General features: G+C 60.9%; 16 protein-coding genes. 10 read left to right on the forward strand and 6 right to left on the reverse strand.

Features of this window, described 5'->3' with window-relative positions:
• From AACY11_RS02320 to AACY11_RS02350, 7 genes are all read left to right on the forward strand, one after another.
• Entirely contained in the window at positions 1-1,065 is a 1,065-nt protein-coding gene (locus AACY11_RS02320; RefSeq protein WP_339493783.1) for a microcin C ABC transporter permease YejB, read from the forward strand.
• A complete protein-coding gene (locus AACY11_RS02325; RefSeq protein WP_339493784.1) occupies positions 1,065-2,087 on the forward strand; it encodes an ABC transporter permease in 1,023 nt (340 codons plus the stop codon). The genes AACY11_RS02320 and AACY11_RS02325 overlap by 1 nt, the downstream gene beginning before the upstream one ends.
• A 14-nt stretch (positions 2,088-2,101) precedes the next feature.
• Positions 2,102-3,736 carry an ABC transporter ATP-binding protein gene (locus AACY11_RS02330; protein ID WP_339493785.1) on the forward strand — a complete coding sequence of 545 codons (1,635 nt, stop codon included), beginning with the start codon at positions 2,102-2,104 and terminating at the stop codon, positions 3,734-3,736.
• Between the two features lie 167 nt (positions 3,737-3,903).
• Entirely contained in the window at positions 3,904-4,425 is a 522-nt protein-coding gene (locus AACY11_RS02335) for a DUF3455 domain-containing protein (RefSeq protein ID WP_339431926.1), read from the forward strand.
• Between the two features lie 155 nt (positions 4,426-4,580).
• Entirely contained in the window at positions 4,581-5,117 is a 537-nt protein-coding gene (locus tag AACY11_RS02340; RefSeq protein WP_339493786.1) for a sigma-70 family RNA polymerase sigma factor, read from the forward strand.
• Entirely contained in the window at positions 5,114-5,815 is a 702-nt protein-coding gene (locus AACY11_RS02345; RefSeq protein ID WP_339493787.1) for an anti-sigma factor, read from the forward strand. The genes AACY11_RS02340 and AACY11_RS02345 overlap by 4 nt, the downstream gene beginning before the upstream one ends.
• Positions 5,816-5,947: 132 nt before the next feature.
• Positions 5,948-6,310 carry a hypothetical protein gene (locus AACY11_RS02350; RefSeq protein ID WP_339493788.1) on the forward strand — a complete coding sequence of 121 codons (363 nt, stop codon included), beginning with the start codon at positions 5,948-5,950 and terminating at the stop codon, positions 6,308-6,310.
• Positions 6,311-6,381: 71 nt separating this feature from the next.
• On the opposite strand, the gene AACY11_RS02355 is transcribed toward AACY11_RS02350, so the two are convergent.
• Complete coding sequence (locus AACY11_RS02355) at positions 6,382-7,473, reverse strand: DUF1615 domain-containing protein (RefSeq protein ID WP_339493790.1); 1,092 nt, start codon at positions 7,471-7,473, stop codon at positions 6,382-6,384.
• Positions 7,474-7,663: 190 nt separating this feature from the next.
• Between AACY11_RS02355 and AACY11_RS02360 the strand changes: the two genes are divergently transcribed.
• Positions 7,664-9,868, forward strand: coding sequence for a TonB-dependent receptor (locus AACY11_RS02360; RefSeq protein WP_339493791.1), 2,205 nt, complete (start codon positions 7,664-7,666; stop codon positions 9,866-9,868).
• Positions 9,869-9,995: 127 nt separating this feature from the next.
• Entirely contained in the window at positions 9,996-11,531 is a 1,536-nt protein-coding gene (locus AACY11_RS02365) for an FAD-dependent oxidoreductase (RefSeq protein WP_339493793.1), read from the forward strand.
• Positions 11,532-11,645: 114 nt separating this feature from the next.
• Here the strand turns inward: AACY11_RS02365 and hemB are convergent, their stop codons facing one another.
• The 3 genes from hemB to AACY11_RS02380 form a co-directional block, all read right to left on the reverse strand.
• Positions 11,646-12,620, reverse strand: coding sequence for a porphobilinogen synthase (gene hemB, locus AACY11_RS02370; protein WP_221734359.1), 975 nt, complete (start codon positions 12,618-12,620; stop codon positions 11,646-11,648).
• Positions 12,621-12,767: 147 nt separating this feature from the next.
• Entirely contained in the window at positions 12,768-13,610 is an 843-nt protein-coding gene (locus AACY11_RS02375; RefSeq protein ID WP_339493794.1) for a PhzF family phenazine biosynthesis protein, read from the reverse strand.
• Positions 13,611-13,619: 9 nt separating this feature from the next.
• Positions 13,620-14,318: a glutathione binding-like protein gene (locus AACY11_RS02380; protein ID WP_339493795.1), complete on the reverse strand. Its 699-nt coding sequence runs from the start codon at positions 14,316-14,318 to the stop codon at positions 13,620-13,622.
• A 226-nt stretch (positions 14,319-14,544) separates the two neighbouring features.
• Between AACY11_RS02380 and AACY11_RS02385 the strand changes: the two genes are divergently transcribed.
• Positions 14,545-15,219, forward strand: a complete 675-nt coding sequence (locus tag AACY11_RS02385; RefSeq protein ID WP_339431917.1) for a histidine phosphatase family protein — start codon at positions 14,545-14,547, stop codon at positions 15,217-15,219.
• Between the two features lie 54 nt (positions 15,220-15,273).
• Here AACY11_RS02385 and mnmH read toward each other — a convergent pair whose 3' ends face one another.
• Together mnmH and selD are read right to left on the reverse strand one after the other, a co-directional pair.
• Positions 15,274-16,377, reverse strand: coding sequence for a tRNA 2-selenouridine(34) synthase MnmH (gene mnmH / locus AACY11_RS02390; RefSeq protein WP_339493797.1), 1,104 nt, complete (start codon positions 16,375-16,377; stop codon positions 15,274-15,276).
• Positions 16,377-17,411 (reverse strand): selenide, water dikinase SelD, encoded by a 1,035-nt coding sequence (gene selD / locus AACY11_RS02395; RefSeq protein WP_339493798.1) that lies wholly within the window; start codon positions 17,409-17,411, stop codon positions 16,377-16,379. The genes mnmH and selD overlap by 1 nt, the downstream gene beginning before the upstream one ends.
• Positions 17,412-17,413: the final 2 nt, after the last annotated feature.

Genomic DNA, 17,413 nt, shown 5'->3' on the forward strand with positions numbered 1-17,413 from the left:
ATGCTGCGCTATCTGAGTCGACGCCTGCTGCTGATCATCCCGACGTTGCTGTGCATTCTGGTGGTCAATTTCCTCATCGTGCAGGCCGCGCCGGGTGGCCCGGTGGAGCAAGCCATCGCCCGCCTGCAAGGCTTTGGCGGGCACAGCATGGGCGGTGGTGGCGAGGTCGCGGCAATTGGCGGCGCCGGGCGCAGCAGTCGCGGTCTGGACCCGGCGCTGATCGAAGAAATCAAGCACCACTACGGCTTCGACAAACCGCTGCATGAACGCCTGTGGCTGATGCTGAAAAACTACGCGCAACTGGATCTGGGCAGCAGTTTTTTTCGTGGCGCCAAGGTTACCGAACTGATCATTCAGAAACTGCCGGTGTCGCTGTCCCTCGGCTTGTGGGCGACGCTGATCACCTATCTGATCTCGATCCCGCTGGGTATCGGCAAAGCGGTCAAGAACGGCAGCGCCTTCGATGTCTGGAGCAGCACGGCGATCATCATCGGCTATGCGATGCCGGCGTTTCTGTTCGCGATTCTGCTGATCGTGGTGTTTGCCGGCGGCAGCTACGTCAACTGGTTCCCGGTGCAAGGGCTGTTCTCGGATGACTTCGACAGCCTCAGCACGCTGGGCAAGGTCGGCGACTACCTCTGGCACCTGGTGTTGCCGGTGACCGCATTGGTGATCGGCGGCTTCGCCACACTGACGATCCTGACCAAGAACAGCTTCCTCAACGAGATCAGCCGCCAGTACGTCATCACGGCGCGGGCCAAGGGTTTGACCGAACGGCGCGTGCTTTACGGCCATGTGTTTCGCAACGCCATGCTGCTGGTGGTCGCCGGGGTGCCGTCGGCACTGATCGAGGTGTTCTTCGCCGGTTCCTTGCTGATCGAAACCCTCTTCAACCTCGACGGCCTCGGGCGCATGAGTTACGAGGCGGCGGTGTCGCGGGACTATCCGGTGGTGTTCGGCGCGCTGTTTCTGTTCACCCTGTTCGGCCTGCTGATCAAGTTGATCGGCGACCTCTGCTACACCCTGCTCGACCCGCGCATCGACTTCTCGGCGAGGACTGCCTGATGTTCACTCTCTCTCCTCTGGGCCCGCGCCGTGTCGCTCAATTCAAGGCCAACCGGCGCGGGTGCTGGTCACTGTGGCTGTTCATCGGTCTGTGCCTGATCTGCCTGGGTGGCGAATTGATCGCCAACGACAAACCGTTGGTGATCCGCTACCACGACGCCTATTACTTCCCCATCCTCAGTGATTACCTGGAAACCGATTTCGGCGGCGAGCTGCCGTTCCAGCCGGACTATGCCAGCGCCTACGTACACAAACTGATCGAGGATCAGGGCGGCTGGATGCTGTTCCCGCCGATCCCGTTCAGTGACGACACGGTCAATTACGACCTCACCGAACCGGCACCGAGCCCGCCTTCGACGAGCAATTGGCTGGGCACCGACGATCAGGCGCGGGACGTGTTGGCGCGAGTGATTTTCGGCACGCGGATCTCGATCCTGTTTGCGTTGATCCTCACCGGCATCAGCGCATTGATCGGCATCGTGGCCGGGGCGTTGCAGGGTTACTACGGCGGCTGGGTCGACTTGCTTGGGCAACGGATTCTGGAAATCTGGTCAGGGTTGCCGGTGCTGTACCTGCTGATCATTTTGTCTGGCTTCGTTTCGCCAAGCTTCTGGTGGCTGCTGGGGATCATGGCGCTGTTCTCGTGGCTGGCGCTGGTCGACGTGGTGCGCGCCGAGTTTCTCCGTGGGCGCAATCTGGAATACGTCAAAGCAGCGCGAGCCTTGGGCCTGACCGACAGCGAACTGATGCGCCGGCACATCCTTCCCAATGCGATGACCTCTACCCTCACTTACCTGCCGTTCATTCTGACCGGCGCTATCGCCACCCTCACGGCGCTGGATTTTCTCGGTTTCGGCATGCCGCCGGGCACCGCGTCGCTAGGCGAGTTGATCGGCCAGGCCAAGCGCAATCTGCAAGCGCCATGGCTGGGGCTGACGGCGTTTTTCGCGTTGGCGCTGATTCTGTCGTTGCTGGTGTTTATTGGTGAGGCTTGCCGTGATGCATTCGACCCACAATCCTGATCAGCGGAGCTGACATGAACGACCATTTGATCGAGATCCGCGACCTGCGTGTCGCCTTCGCCGGGCAGGCAGTGGTGCACGGTTTGAACCTGGACATTCGCCGTGGCGAGTGTTTGGCCCTGGTCGGCGAATCGGGCTCGGGCAAGTCGGTGACGGCGCATTCGATCCTGCGCTTGCTGCCGGGGAAAACCGTCAGCAGCACGGGCAGCATCCACTACAACGGCGTGGACTTGCTGCACGCCAGCGAGCAACAGATGCGCGGCTTGCGCGGCAACCGGATTGCGATGATTTTCCAGGAGCCGATGACTTCCCTGAACCCGTTGCACACCGTGCAAAAACAGGTCAGCGAAGTGCTGGAAATCCACAAGGGGCTGAAGGGCCGCGCCGCCCGCGCTCGCACCTTGGAATTACTGGAACTGGTCGGCATTCGCCAACCTTTGCAGCGTTTGAAAGCCTATCCGCACCAACTCTCCGGCGGCCAGCGGCAGCGGGTGATGATCGCCATGGCGCTGGCCAACGAGCCAGAACTGTTAATCGCCGACGAACCGACCACCGCGCTCGACGTCACCGTGCAGCAGAAGATTCTTGAGCTGCTGATCGAGTTGCAACAGCGACTCGGGATGTCGCTGCTGGTGATCAGTCACGACCTCAATCTGGTCCGGCGCATCGCTCAGCGGGTGTGCGTGATGCGTCACGGCGAGATCGTCGAACAGGCCGATTGCGAAACCCTGTTTCGCGCCCCACAGCATCCTTACAGCCGCTTGTTGATCGAGGCGGAACCGAGCGGCGCACCCGTGCCGAGTCAATACGATCACAACTTGCTGGAGGTGGATGACCTGAAAGTCTGGTTCCCACTGCCCAAAGCGCTGTTCAGCCGTCAGCAGGACTACATCAAAGCGGTCGATGGCGTCAGTTTCAGCCTGCAACGGGGCAAGACCCTGGGGATTGTCGGCGAGTCCGGCTCGGGCAAATCGACGCTGGGTCAGGCGATCCTGCGGTTGGTGGAATCGCAGGGCAATATCCGTTTCGGCAACAAGCAACTGAGCCTGCTCAATCAGCGTTTGATGCGCCCCTTGCGCCGGCAGATTCAGGTGGTGTTCCAAGACCCGTTCGGCAGCCTAAGCCCGCGCATGTCGGTGCAGCAGATCATTGCCGAGGGCTTGTTGACCCATGGCATCGGCACCGAGGCTGAGCGAGAGACAGCGGTGATTCGCGTACTGGAGGAAGTCGGGCTTGATCCGCAAAGTCGTCATCGCTATCCCCACGAGTTTTCCGGCGGCCAGCGCCAACGCATTTCCATCGCCCGGGCATTGGTGCTGGAACCGGCGCTGATTCTGCTCGATGAACCGACCTCGGCGCTCGATCGCACGGTGCAGAAGCAGGTGGTGGAGTTACTGCGGCAATTGCAGATCAAGCACGGGCTGACTTATTTGTTCATCAGCCATGATCTGGCGGTGGTGCATGCTCTGGCCCATGACTTGATAGTGATCAAGGATGGCAAAGTCGTTGAACAAGGTGCTTCGCGAAAGATCTTTGCGGCGCCGCAGCACCCCTATACCCAGGAACTGCTGAAAGCCTCCGGCCTCAAGCCTGAAGAAGAACCCTGTGGGAGCGGGCTTGCTCGTGAAAGCGGTGTGCCTGTTATATGAGCTGTGATTGACCCATCGCCTTCGCGAGCAAGCCCGCTCCCACAAGGGAAATTGCGATGCCTTAAAAATATTTTCCAGGCACTGCATCCAATCGGCTCCGCCACGGGTAGTCCCTGTAACAGCCACTGTTGGCTGCCAGCGATCTACCCCTTTCGGAGAAAACACTGATGAACACCACACAGCTGATTTGCTTCACCGGTTTGCTTGCAGCCACCTCGACGGCCTTCGCCCAAAGCAGTTACCCCGACACCATCAAAGTGCCGGCCGGCCACAAGATCGCGATGGAAACCACCGGTGTCGGCGAGGTCACCTACGAGTGCCGCGACAAACCCAATATGGCCGGGCAGACCGAGTGGACCTTCGTCGGGCCGAAAGCGGTGCTCAATGATCGCAGCGGCAAGCAGGTGGGCACCTACTATGGCCCACCGGCTACCTGGCAGGCTAAAGACGGTTCGAAAATCACCGGCACGCAACTGGCGGTGGCGCCATCGGGCGCGGGCAATCTGCCCTATCAACTGGTCAAGGCCAACCCGGCCGAAGGCAAAGGCGCCATGAGCGGCGTGAGTTACATCCAGCGCGTTGCGCTCAAGGGTGGCGTGGCACCGAGCAGCGAGTGCACGGCAGCCAACAAGGGCCAGCAGGAAGTGGTGAAGTATCAGGCCGATTACATTTTCTGGGCGGCGAACTGAAGTCACAGGCTCAGCGCAAAACCTGTGGGAGCGGGCTTGCTCGCTAAAGCGGTGTAACCGTGACAGTGATGCCGACTGACACAACGCCATCGCGGGCAAGGCCGCTGCCAAAGGGCTCTGTGTGCTGAAGTTAAATGTGAGCTAGATTGCATTGCATGTCCTTACCCGAATCCGAATTCGATTACCAAGCCCGTCTCGCTGCCTGTGCCCGCGGCGAGCGAGCGGCCCTGCGCGATTTGTATGTGCAGGAGGGCCCGCGCCTGCTGGGTGTGGCCAAGCGGCTGGTGCGCGATACGGCGCTGGCGGAGGACATTGTCCATGAGGCGTTCCTCAAGATCTGGAACGGTGCGGCAGGATTCGATCCGGCGCGCGGTTCGGCGCGTGGCTGGATGTTCACCGTGACCCGGCACCTGGCGCTGAATCTATTGCGCAATCAGGCCCGGGAAACGCCGTTCAGTGAAGATCATGAAATGGCCACGCACGACGATGACGGCTTCGATGCCCAGGCGCATTCGGCGCGCATTCACCGCTGCCTGGAACAGCTCGATCCACAACGCCGAAGCTGCATCCTTCACGCCTATGTCGACGGCTACAGCCATGCGCAGATTTCCACGCGTCTCAATACGCCGCTGGGCACCGTCAAAGCATGGATCAAACGCAGCCTCAACGCTTTGCGGGAGTGCATGGGATGACCACTGAATCGGCACAGGAACGCGATGAACTGGCCAGTGAATATGTGCTGGGCACGCTCCCGGCGGAAGATCGCGCCAAGGTTCAACGACGCCTGTCGACCGACCCCGAACTGCGTGCCGCGGTGGAGGCCTGGGAACGACGCCTGCTGGACCTGACCGAGCTCGCCGCGCCGCAACAGCCGTCACCACGACTCTGGCCACGGATTGAGCGCAGTGTTGAACGGCTCACGCGGCCCCCCCCAATGGCAGAGAAAACCTCATGGTGGAATCTGCTGCCGCTGTGGCGTGGACTGACGGCTGCCGGATTGGCCGCGACATTGCTGCTCGGCTCGATCCTGCTGACCCAGACCACGCCGAAGCCGAGTTATCTGGTGGTACTGGTCGCACCGCAGGACAAGGCCCCGGGCTGGGTGATTCAGGCCAGTAATTCGCGGGAGATTCAGTTGATTCCGCTGGGCGTGGTGGAGGTGCCGGCGGACAAGGCCCTGGAATTCTGGACCAAGGCTGACGGCTGGCAAGGACCGGTGTCACTGGGCCTGGTCAAACCGGGACAGGCATTGAAAGTGCCGCTGGACAAGCTGCCCCCGCTGCAACCCAATCAGCTGTTCGAGCTGACGCTGGAAGGCGCCAACGGTTCGCCGATTGGCAAACCGACCGGGCCGATTCAGGCGATCGGGCGCGCAGTGAAGGTGTTGTGAAGCGCTAAGCTGCGGGTTCTGGCAATCATCATCGGCATCGATGTTCACCATCACGGCAATGAAGTTCTCATAAAAAATCTCCGGCGTAACATCTGCTCCATACCAACCAATAACACCCCGGAGCACACCATCATGAAACGCCAAACGCTTCTCAGCATCGCTTTCTCGGTTTTCGCAATTAACGCTTTTGCCGCAACTCCAGCGCACACGATGATCGCCGCTGATGGCTCGGATCGCCTGCAAGGCAACACCGTCGCAGCCGATGGCTCGGATCGCTTGCAAGGCAACACCTTCGCCGCTGACGGTTCGGATCGCCTGCAAGGCAACACCGTCGCCGCTGACGGCTCGGATCGCTTGCAAGGCAACACCGTCGCCGCTGACGGTTCGGATCGTCTGCAAGGCAACACCGTCGCCGCTGATGGCTCGGATCGCCTGCACGGCAACACCGTAGCTGAAGGTGGTGCTGATCGTCTGAACGAACTGCGCAACGCTTGAATGAATGGCGTCATCGCAACAAACCAGAAAAACCCGGCGCCCATCAGCCGGGTTTTTTATGTCTGCAACAATCAGCCAGCCTTGGCCATACAGCGTTTGTAGCGTTCGTCCACCCGCTTGGCGAACCAGGCGGTGGTCAGTTTGCGGGTGATTTTCGGGCTCTGCAGCACGATCCCCGGCAACACCGCACGCGGCAGTGTTTTACCCTCGGTTTTCTCGGCCAACTCGAATACACGCTGATAAAGCCTGGTCTCTTCGAATGCCAGGGTTTTGCCCTTTTCCAATTGATCGCGAATGGTCGGATTACGCATGCCCAAGGACTTGCCCAGGGTGCGCACGGCCAGTTCGGTGCTGCCGGGCATGATCGAGTCATAGCGAATCAGGTCGCCATCCAGTGCCAACGGGATGCCCGAAGCGCGGCTGACGGCGTTCTGAAACGCGGCATTGCGGCTGGCGTACCAACCGGCGTTGAAGTCGGCGAAGCGGTACAGCGGTTCGCGATAACTGACGGGGTAGCCGAGCAAATGGGCGATACCGAAATACATACCACCACGACGAGTGAACACTTCATGGCGGATCGTGCCGGCCACCGGGTACGGGTAATCCTTGGCATGCTGCTCGGCGAATTCGATGCTGACCTGCATCGGCCCGCCGGTGTGCACCGGGTTGAAGCCGCCAAACAGCGTGCTGCCCATGGGCACCATGCCGATGAAGTCGTCGAAAATCGCGCTCAACTCCTTCTCGCTACGCGCCGCATTCAAGCGCTCGCTGTAGCTTTTGCCATTGGGAGAGCGCACTTGCAGGGCGCCGCTGACCAACAAGCCGGGGATATGAATGTTGCCGGCACGACGGTCGATTTCGTCGCGGGCGATTTTGCCCAGGCCCGGCACAGTAGGGTCAGCCTGAAAGGTTGACTCCTGTTCGGCAACGGCCAGCACCGAGCACAGATGCTGCGTGGTCGGGCTGATGTGTTGCGCGGCGAACGCGGCGTAGATATCGGTGGCCCAGCCTTGGCGATCGGCGATTTTGACCGGCATCAGCCGCACGATCTCGGCCTTCACTTCGGCGGGAGGACGCGGGGCGGGCTCGCCGCTGCGCTGACTGGCGCAACCGCCGAGTACGAGCAGGGCGGCGAGGGTGATCAGTAATCGAGGGGGGTGCATGCGGCTCCATCATCCAGTCCGTTGAGGCGGGTTAACCATACACAATCCCTTCGGCAGCTCAAGGTGATGACAAACTGATTGCAATACGTTACTGAGAAAACCTATCATTTGCACCTGGAGTCGCATTTGCGCAAGGAGTTGCGCGCAGCCCTTATTTTTCTCACTGGCCGTGCGCCTCCAGGTACGAAACATGCCCGCTTCAGCTCGACTCGCTGCTCCCTTTCGTCCGACGCTTCTCGCCCTGCTGTGCTCCCTGACTGTCACCGCTCACGCCGCCGAAGGCGATAACAAACAACTGGTGCTCGACAACGTCAACATCAACGCTCAGGCCCCAGCGCCAGATGCCCTGCCCCCCACCTACGCCGGTGGTCAGGTCGCTCGCGGCGGCCAATTGGGCGTGTTGGGCAATCAGGACATGATGGACGTACCCTTCAGCGCCGCGTCCTACACCGAGCAACTGATCCAGGATCAGCAGGCTGAAAACGTCGCCGATGTGCTGCTCAACGATTCCTCCGTGCGCCAGGCCTCGGGCTACGGCAACCAGGCGCAGGTTTTCATGATCCGCGGCCTACCGCTCAACGGTGACGATATTTCCTATAACGGCCTGTACGGCGTGCTGCCACGGCAGATCATTTCCACCGATGCTCTGGAGCGCGTGGAAGTGTTCAAGGGCCCGAACGCCTTTATCAATGGCGTAACCCCGACCGGCTCGGGCATCGGCGGTGGTGTCAACCTGCAACCCAAGCGCGCCGGTGACGTGCCGCTGCGTCGCTACACCACCGACATCAATAGCGAAGGGCGCATCGGTCATCACTTCGATATTGGCCAGCGTTTTGGTGAAGACAACCGTTTCGGCGCAAGGATCAATCTGTCCCAGCGCGAAGGCGATACCGCTATCGATCACCAGAACCAGCGCTCCAAACTGTTCGCCATTGGCCTGGATTACCGTGGTGATGCCCTGCGGATTTCCGGTGATTTCGCTTACCAGAAAGAGCGCGTCAACGGTGGCCGCAGCTCGGTCAACCTCGGCACTGCCACGCACATTCCGGACGCACCCTCGGCCGACACCAACTACGCGCCGAAGTGGGGCTACACCGACATCGAAGACACCTTCGGCATGCTCCGCGCCGAGTACGACCTGAACGACAACTGGACCGCCTACGCGGCCGGCGGCGCCAAGCACACCCGTGAAGTCGGGCGCTACAACTCGACCACCCTGGTCGGCAACAGCGGCGCCTCGTTCACCACCGGCTCGTTCATTCCCCACGATGAAGACAACACCAGCGTCATGGCCGGCCTCAACGGTAAATTCAATACGGGTCCGGTCAGCCATAAGCTCAACTTCGGCCTGACCGGGATCTGGGCCGAGCAGCGCAGTGCCTATGATTTCGACCTGACCCGCTACAGCAACAATATCTACCACCCGGTGCAAACCCCATCGCCGGTGGGCAACTTTGCCGGTGGCGATGTGAACGACCCGGGCATCGTCGGCAAGACCTTCAACCGCAGCCTCGCGATCTCCGACACCCTCGGTTTCTTCGATGATCGCCTGTTGATCACCGCGGGCCTGCGTCGTCAGCAACTGGTCGTGCAGGGTTACGGTTACGCCAGCTATGGCAGCGGCCCGCGCTCGTCGAGCTACGACGAATCGATCACCACGCCGGTGTACGGCATCGTGTTCAAGCCGTGGGAGCATGTGTCGTTTTACGCCAACCACATCGAAGGTCTGGCCCAGGGCCCGACCTCGCCGACCAGCTCCGGCGGCTTTCGCGTGACCAATGGCAACGAAGTCTACGCACCGGCCCGTTCCAAGCAGACCGAGGCCGGGGTGAAAGTCGACATGGGCACCTACGGCGCGAGCCTGGGTGTATACCGCATCGAGCAACCGAGCGACGGCTATTGTGAAATCGACAGCGCCAGCACCTGCACTTACGTGCGTGAAGGCGAGCAGATCAACAAAGGCGTGGAAATCAACGTGTTCGGCGAGCCGATCAACGGCCTGCGCCTGATCAGCGGCCTGACCTTGATGGACACCGAACTGAAGAACACCCTCAACGGCGCCAACGACGGCAACCGTGCCATCGGCGTGCCGACCTTCCAGTTCAACGCGGGCGTGGACTGGGATGTACCCGGCCTGCAAGGCGTTGCGCTGAATGCGCGGATGCTGCGCACCGGCGGCCAATACGCCGACGCGGCGAACAACCTCAGCCTGCCGACCTGGAACCGCTTCGACGCCGGCGCGCGTTACGCCTTCAAGGTCTCGGAAAAAGACGTGACCTTGCGTCTGGGCGTGGAGAATCTGGCGAACAAGAAATACTGGGCATCAGCTCAGGGCGGTTATCTGACGCAAGGTGAACCGCGAGTGGCGAAGTTGTCGGGCACGATCGACTTCTAAGCAACGTCGTAGCCCGAAAGAGGCCTCGCAACGTCACGGTTGCGGGGCTTTTTTCCGTCTGGCTGATCAACTGGCCACCCTCTCCTTCTGATCCATACTTGCTCCACAGCAAACGGAGGACAGGCCCATGAACCGCAGCGACATCCTGATCATCGGCGCCGGCCCCACCGGCCTGGTGCTGGCCCTGTGGCTGAGCAAACTGGGCGTGCGCGTGCGCATCATCGACAAGACTTCAGCCCCGGGCACCACCTCCCGCGCACTGGCGGTACAGGCGCGAACCCTGGAGCTGTACCGGCAACTGGACCTGGCCGACACCCTCGTACGCAACGGCCACCGAGTGGCGGCGGCAAATTTCTGGGTCAATGGCAAACCCGTTGCGCAGCTACCGCTCAACCGCATCGGCGAAGGTCTGACGCCCTACGCCTTCGTCGAAATCTTCCCGCAGGACGAGCACGAACGGCTGTTGATCGAGCGTCTCGAAGACTACGGCGTCGTGGTCGAGCGTCATACCGAACTTGAGCGCTTCGAGGAAACCGGTGACGGCCTCACCGCGCATTTGCGCCTGCCCGATGGCGAGCAGGAAATCTGCCAGGCCTGTTATCTGGCGGGATGTGATGGCGCCCGTTCCGTGGTGCGCAACACCCTCGACACGGGCTTTCCCGGTGGCACCTATCAGCAGATTTTCTACGTCGCGGACGTCAAGGCCAGCGGCCCGGCGATGAATGGCGAGCTGCACCTGGATCTGGATGAAGCAGATTTTCTCGCGGTCTTCCCGTTGGCGGGCGAAGGGCGGGCGCGGTTGATCGGGACGGTGCGCGACGAACGTGCGCAGCGCGCCGACACCCTGGAGTTTTCCGACGTCAGCCGCCGCGCCATCGAACATTTGAAAGTCCAAATCGAAGATGTCCACTGGTTCTCCACCTACCGCGTGCATCACCGCGTGGCGGAGCACTTTCGCAGCGGCCGCGCCTTTCTGCTCGGCGATGCCGCGCACGTCCACAGCCCGGCGGGCGGTCAGGGCATGAACACCGGTATTGGCGATGCGATCAATCTGGCGTGGAAACTCGCCGCCGTGCTCAGCGGCGCTGCCGAGGCCAGACTGCTCGATACTTACGAAACGGAACGCATCGCCTTCGCCCGGCGGTTGGTATCGACCACCGACAAAGTCTTCAGCTTCGTCACCGCCGAGGGGCGCATGGCCGACCTGCTGCGCACACGGCTGGCACCGTTTCTGATCCCGAAACTGGCCTCATTCGAAACGAGCCGCGAGTTCCTCTTTCGCACTGTGTCGCAAGTCACCCTCAACTACCGTGGCATGCCGCTCAGCCAAGGCGTGGCCGGCCACGTTCACGGCGGTGATCGCTTGCCGTGGGCCCATGACGGTGAAGGGGATAATTACGAGCCGCTCAAGCAGCCGTGCTGGCAGGTGCATGTGTACGGTGACACCAGCGACGAAATGATTGCCTGGTGTCACGCACATCATCTGCCGCTGCATGTGCTCGACTGGCGCCCGGCGTTTGAAACGGCGGGGTTGGCGCGTAACGGCTTCTATCTGCTGCGCCCGGACACCTACGTGGCGATTGCCGATAACAGCGCCGATCCGAAAGTGATCGAACGCTATTTCCACGATCACGGGATCAGACCATTTTTCGCCTGCACCTGACATCAATGTGGGAGCGGGCTTGCTCGCGAAAGCGGTGTATCAGCAACCAATAGTTGCCTGGTACGACGCCTTCGCGAGCCAGCCCGCTCCCACCGTCTGGATTGATGGTGTTTGTCAGATGCCGGCCAGGGCCAGGTCCATCGCAAAGTAAGTGAAGATCAGATCCGCACCGGCACGTTTGATCGCGCCGAGGCTTTCGCGCACCACGCGATCTTCATCAATCGCACCCGCCTGAGCGCCGAACTTGATCATCGCGTACTCGCCGCTGACCTGATACGCCGACAGCGGCAGGTTCGAGGCTTCACGGATGTCGCGGATGATGTCCAGATACGCACCCGCCGGTTTGACCATCAGCGCATCGGCGCCTTCCTGTTCGTCCAGCAGCGACTCGCGCAGGGCTTCGCGGCGGTTCATCGGGTTCATCTGGTAACTTTTGCGGTCGCCCTTGAGCGCGCTGCCGCCGGCCTCGCGAAACGGGCCGTAAAGCGCCGAAGCGAACTTGGTCGAATAGGCCATGATCGGAATCTGCGTGAAACCGGCCGCGTCGAGCGCCTGACGAATCGCCCGCACCTGGCCGTCCATTGCCGCCGACGGCGCAATCACATCAGCGCCGGCACGGGCCGCCGCCACGGCCTGTTTGCCGAGGTTGACCAAGGTCTGGTCGTTATCCACTTCATGGTTGTGCATCACGCCGCAGTGGCCGTGATCGGTGTATTCGCAGAAGCAGGTGTCGGACATCACGATCATTTCCGGCACCGCGTCCTTGGCGATCCGCGACATGCGCGAGACCAGACCGTTTTCGCGCCAGGTGTCGCTGCCGTTGCCATCCAGATGATGGGAGACGCCGAAGGTCATCACCGATTTGATGCCGGCACGGGCATACCGCTCGATCTCGCCGGCCAGTTTGCGCTCGGGAATGCGCATTACCCCGGGCATGCTCTTGATCGGCACGAAGTCGTCGATTTCTTCCTCGACGAAAATCGGCAGCACCAGATCGTTCAGGCTGAACTCGGTTTCCTGGAACAGACTGCGCAGGCTCGCATTGCGGCGCAGACGGCGGGGACGTGCTTCGGGGAACTGACTGGACATGGGGCTTTCCTGAAACCTGCAGATGAGACGAAAGTCGTAGGGGGCCAAGCTTATGCCTTGCGGGGGGCGCGGTACAAACCTGGATCAATCAAGAGTGCATTACCGCGTACGCAACAATGGATGGCTTCGCCCCGATGCATTTTGCGGTCAGAGCGTCAGCTGTCCTGCAATGCACGTCACCACAGCCCCGCCGACCCAGATTTCATCGCCAAGGCGACTGATCCGAATCCGCCCGGCCCGGCCCATGCTCAAGCCCTGACTGACCGTATAAGCGCCTGGTGCCATGCCCTCGCCCAGTAACCATTGGGCAATCCCGGCATTCAAGCTGCCGGTGGCCGGGTCCTCCGGCATCCCATCACCGCAAATAAACGCACGGACCTCGAACTGGGCCTCATCGCCGTCACGCTCAGGATTCCACGGCGCTATGACGCCTACCGCCAACCCCTGCATCTGTGAATGGTCCGGTTGCAGAGTCAGCACCTGCTGCCGGTCCTTGAGCATCACCGCCAACCACCCAGCGCCGTTGTCCACCCATTGCGCGTGGACAATGGCGTCGCCGCTAAGCCCCAGCCCCCGCTGCACCCGCGCCATGACTTCGGCCTCGACGGGGCCCGACCTTAGCAATGGCGGGGCGAGAAACGCGAGTTCTGCGCCCTCGCGGCGTATCCGTACCAGCCCGACGCCGCACTCCTGAATGATGTCATTGCCTTTGGGCACCCCACCTGCTTCCAGCCAGGCATGGCAGGTGCCGAGTGTCGGATGACCGGCAAACGGCAATTCGCTCAGGGTCGTGAAGATCCGCACCCGATAATCGGCGCGCGGATCTTGCGGTTCAAGAATGAAGGTGGTCTCACTCAAATTGGTCCAGGAGGCAAAGGCGGCCATGCACTGGTCGCTCAGAGCGTCGGCGCCAAAAACCACCGCCAGCGGATTGCCTTTAAGCGCTCTCTGGCTGAAAACATCGACTTGCTTGAAATCGAACGAACGCATACACCGTCCTTATTGAGGAATGCTCAAGCCACGCAGCACCGCCGGCCGCGCCACAAATCGCTCCAGCACACGGGTGACATTCGGGAAGTTCTCAATACCAACCAAATCACCCGCCTCGTAGAAACCCACCAAATTACGCACCCACGGGAACGTGGCGATGTCAGCGATGGTGTAGCGCTCGCCCATGATCCAGTCGCGGCCTTCCAGGCGCTTGTCGAGCACGTTGAGCAGGCGTTTGCTTTCATCCACGTAGCGATCACGCGGACGTTTGTCCTCGTAATCCCTGCCGGCGAATTTATTGAAGAAACCGAGCTGGCCAAACATCGGGCCAATGCCGCCCATCTGGAACATCAGCCACTGGATGGTTTCGTAGCGCAGGGCGCCTTCCTGGGCCAGGAGCTGACCGCTCTTGTCAGCCAGATAAATCAGGATCGCGCCGGACTCGAACAGCGGCAGCGGTTGGTCCTGCGGGCCGTGGGGATCGAGAATCGCCGGGATCTTGTTGTTCGGGTTCAGCGACAGGAACTCGGCGGACAACTGATCGTTGCTGTCGAAACCGACGCGGTGCGGCTCATACGGCAGGCCGATCTCTTCAAGCATGATCGAGACTTTGACGCCGTTGGGGGTAGGCAAGGAATAGAGCTGAATCCAGTCGGGGTACTGCGCCGGCCATTTCTGGGTGATCGGGAACGCGGACAGATCGGTCATGGGAAGCATCCAGTCACAAAAGAGACCCGATCATAATGCATCAATCGTCACATCCTGCGGCTAGCGTGCAAAAGCCAGGATCGAACCAAACCGGCCTCAGGGGACTCTGAGCTATGCCTTTATTGAAAGGGACGCCGTTCACGACATGGAAAACACCCGGTGCTGGGAGCCCGAGGTGCAGAGGTTTGTCAGCCTTAACCGAATATGCTGAAGAACCTTTTATTTCATGACGAACCTGCTGAGTTTCGCCAAGCGCTTCAAACAACGCGCTTATGTGGCCCTGCCCTCGCTGCTGGCAGTCAGTGCATTGATTCTGTCACTTGAGTCCAGTGAGAGCCGCGCACAACCGGTCGACGGTACCCAGACGCTGGTGTTTTTGCGCCACGCGGAAAAACCCGAGGGCGGTCTCGGTCAGCTCAACTGCCAGGGCCTCAATCGCGCCATCGATCTATCAACGCTGCTGCCGGAAAAGTTCGGCAAGGCCAATTATGTGTTCGCCGCCAATCCGACGCGCAATGTCGAGGAGGGTGAGCTGGACAACGCCTACAGCTACATTCGTCCGCTGATGACCATCAGCCCCGCTGCGATCAAACTCGGCCTGCCCGTGAACATCGAGTTTTCGGCCAATGACACCAGCGACCTGGCCCGCGAACTGCTCGAAGACAAGTATCACAACTCGACGATCTACACCGCCTGGTCCCATGGCTATCTGCCGGAGCTGATCAACAAGGTGGCCGGCAAAGCGCTGGGCGAGAAACAGACCATCACCGATGATTGGGCCTCCAGTGATTTCGATTCGCTGTACGTGCTGACACTGACCTGGCACAACGGCAAGGCCAGTTTGCAGAGCCACAGCTACAAGCAGGGGCTGGATCATGGCAAGCAAACCTGTCCCACCTGATGGCGATGTCGTCTGATCCGGCGCTTGCTCGCGAAGAGGCCATTCAAACCAACATCAATTTTTCTGACTCACCCGCTCACGCAGATACTCAAGAACCGCCGCCCGCTCCCCGGCAAACTCGATCCGCCCGCCCTTCTTCTCCCGCTGAAACACATACATCGGGTCGTAATACTCACGCAGCAGCCCCTCGATCCAGCCGCGATGCAGATCCACCGCGCCACTGCGGGCCTGCTCGGCCAGCGCCTCTTCCATCAGCGTCAACATGCGTTGATGACGTTCGCCCCCCAAACGCTTCTGCACGTTGTTCAGGCTTTCCAGCAGCCGCTGCGAAAACAGCACGAATCCATCTTCGCCATGCACCGCCGAAAATTCAGCCGACAGGTCCACCACATAGTCACGCAGAATCCGCTCGACACGATCCTCAAAACTGTCTTCCAGCCAGACCATCGGGTACTGCTGCATGCCTTGATACAGCGGCAGCGGCAACGCACAACTGCCGACCACCCGGCTTTCGTCCTCCAGCACAAACTGCTCGATGCCAGTCTCGCGCTTCTTGAGGATGTCGATTGACAGACGGTTTTCAAAATCGATATTCGACGGCTGCCCGGTGGCACGTTTACCAAAACTGGAGCCGCGATGGTTGGCGTATCCTTCCAGGTCCAGCCCATTGCGCAACTGCACCAGCACTTCGGTTTTACCCGTGCCGGTCATGCCGCCCAGCAAGACGAAATCACATTGCGCGATGGCTTGCTCAAGGGTGTTGATCAGAAAACCGCGCATCGCCTTGTAGCCACCACCGACGCGTGGATAGTCGATGCCGGCCTCGTCACGCAACCACTGCTGGGTGATCTGCGAACGCAAGCCTCCTCGAAAACAATAGAGATAACCATCAGGATGGGCCCGGGCGAAGTCGGCCCAGGCCTGAATGCGCTCGGCCTTCACCGCACCGGACACCAGTTGATGGCCCAGTTCGATGGCCGCTTGCTGACCCTGCTGTTTGTAGCAAGTGCCGATTCTCTGCCGCTCGATGTCGTTCATCAGCGGCAGATTGACCACACCGGGGAACGCGCCGTGGGCAAATTCAATCGGCGCGCGGGCGTCCATCAGCGGTCGGTCGTTGAGGAAAATGTCGCGGTAATCGGTGCAGTCGCGGAGCATCAAATCACCTCGACTGCGGTGGTCTGTCGCTCAACCAGTTCGCCGATTGGCGCAAGGTTCAGGCCCAGTTCGGCGGCGACGGCGAGGAACTCGTCATTGCCTTCAGGCGTTACGGCAATCAGCAGGCCCCCGCTGGTTTGCGGGTCGCACAGCACACGCTTGTGCAGTTCCTGCACGCGGCCGACCTTGCTCGAATAGCTGTCGAAGTTGCGCAACGTGCCGCCGGGCACACAGCCCTGATCGAGGTAATACTCGATGCTGTCCAGGCGTGGCACACGGTCATAGGCGATGCGCGCCGTGAGCTGGCTGCCATCAGCCATTTCCACCAGATGCCCGAGCAGGCCGAACCCCGTGACGTCGGTCATCGCGGTGACACCGGCGAGTTTGCCGAAACGGCTGCCGGGTTTGTTCAAAGTGCACATCCAGTCGCGGGCCACACCGACATCGGCGGCGCGCAACTTGCCCTTCTTTTCAGCGGTGGTGAGGATGCCGATGCCCAGCGGTTTGGTCAGGTACAGCAGGCAGCCGGCCGTGGCGGTGTCATTGCGTTTCATGTGGCGCTTTTCGACAAGACCGGTGACCGCCAGACCGAAGATCGGCTCCGGCGCATCGATCGAATGCCCGCCCGCCAGCGTAATCCGCGCCTCGTCGCACACTGCACGGCCGCCACGAATCACTTCCCGCGCCACTTCCGGCGCCAGCACATTGACCGGCCAGCCGAGGATCGCAATCGCCATCAGCGGATCACCGCCCATCGCATAGATGTCGCTGATCGCGTTGGTGGCGGCAATGCGGCCGAAGTCGAACGGGTCATCGACAATCGGCATGAAAAAGTCAGTGGTCGACACCACACCGCGCTCGGCATCGATCTCATACACCGCCGCGTCATCACGCGAGGCGTTGCCGACCCACAGTTTCGGGTCGAGGTTCTGCGCGCCGCTGCCGGCCAGGATCACCTCCAGCACCTGCGGGGAAATCTTGCAGCCGCAACCGGCGCCATGGCTGTATTGGGTCAAACGAATCGGCTCGCTCATGG

Origin of the sequence: Pseudomonas sp. RA_105y_Pfl2_P56, from assembly GCF_963970845.1 — a bacterium.
GTDB lineage: Bacteria > Pseudomonadota > Gammaproteobacteria > Pseudomonadales > Pseudomonadaceae > Aquipseudomonas > Aquipseudomonas baetica_A.

Excerpts from the sequence above, each read along its gene's own strand:
- AACY11_RS02365 (WP_339493793.1), top strand. The coding sequence starts at position 9,996 with ATGAACCGCAGCGACATCCTGATCATCGGCGCCGGCCCCACCGGCCTG.
- AACY11_RS02380 (WP_339493795.1), bottom strand. The coding sequence starts at position 14,318 with ATGACCGATCTGTCCGCGTTCCCGATCACCCAGAAATGGCCGGCGCAG.
- AACY11_RS02355 (WP_339493790.1), bottom strand. The coding sequence starts at position 7,473 with ATGCACCCCCCTCGATTACTGATCACCCTCGCCGCCCTGCTCGTACTC.
- AACY11_RS02350 (WP_339493788.1), top strand. The coding sequence starts at position 5,948 with ATGAAACGCCAAACGCTTCTCAGCATCGCTTTCTCGGTTTTCGCAATT.
- selD (WP_339493798.1), bottom strand. The coding sequence starts at position 17,411 with ATGAGCGAGCCGATTCGTTTGACCCAATACAGCCATGGCGCCGGTTGC.
- AACY11_RS02375 (WP_339493794.1), bottom strand. The coding sequence starts at position 13,610 with ATGCGTTCGTTCGATTTCAAGCAAGTCGATGTTTTCAGCCAGAGAGCG.
- AACY11_RS02320 (WP_339493783.1), top strand. The coding sequence starts at position 1 with ATGCTGCGCTATCTGAGTCGACGCCTGCTGCTGATCATCCCGACGTTG.
- mnmH (WP_339493797.1), bottom strand. The coding sequence starts at position 16,377 with ATGCTCCGCGACTGCACCGATTACCGCGACATTTTCCTCAACGACCGA.
- AACY11_RS02385 (WP_339431917.1), top strand. The coding sequence starts at position 14,545 with ATGACGAACCTGCTGAGTTTCGCCAAGCGCTTCAAACAACGCGCTTAT.
- AACY11_RS02335 (WP_339431926.1), top strand. The coding sequence starts at position 3,904 with ATGAACACCACACAGCTGATTTGCTTCACCGGTTTGCTTGCAGCCACC.
- AACY11_RS02330 (WP_339493785.1), top strand. The coding sequence starts at position 2,102 with ATGAACGACCATTTGATCGAGATCCGCGACCTGCGTGTCGCCTTCGCC.
- AACY11_RS02345 (WP_339493787.1), top strand. The coding sequence starts at position 5,114 with ATGACCACTGAATCGGCACAGGAACGCGATGAACTGGCCAGTGAATAT.
- AACY11_RS02325 (WP_339493784.1), top strand. The coding sequence starts at position 1,065 with ATGTTCACTCTCTCTCCTCTGGGCCCGCGCCGTGTCGCTCAATTCAAG.
- AACY11_RS02340 (WP_339493786.1), top strand. The coding sequence starts at position 4,581 with ATGTCCTTACCCGAATCCGAATTCGATTACCAAGCCCGTCTCGCTGCC.
- AACY11_RS02360 (WP_339493791.1), top strand. The coding sequence starts at position 7,664 with ATGCCCGCTTCAGCTCGACTCGCTGCTCCCTTTCGTCCGACGCTTCTC.
- hemB (WP_221734359.1), bottom strand. The coding sequence starts at position 12,620 with ATGTCCAGTCAGTTCCCCGAAGCACGTCCCCGCCGTCTGCGCCGCAAT.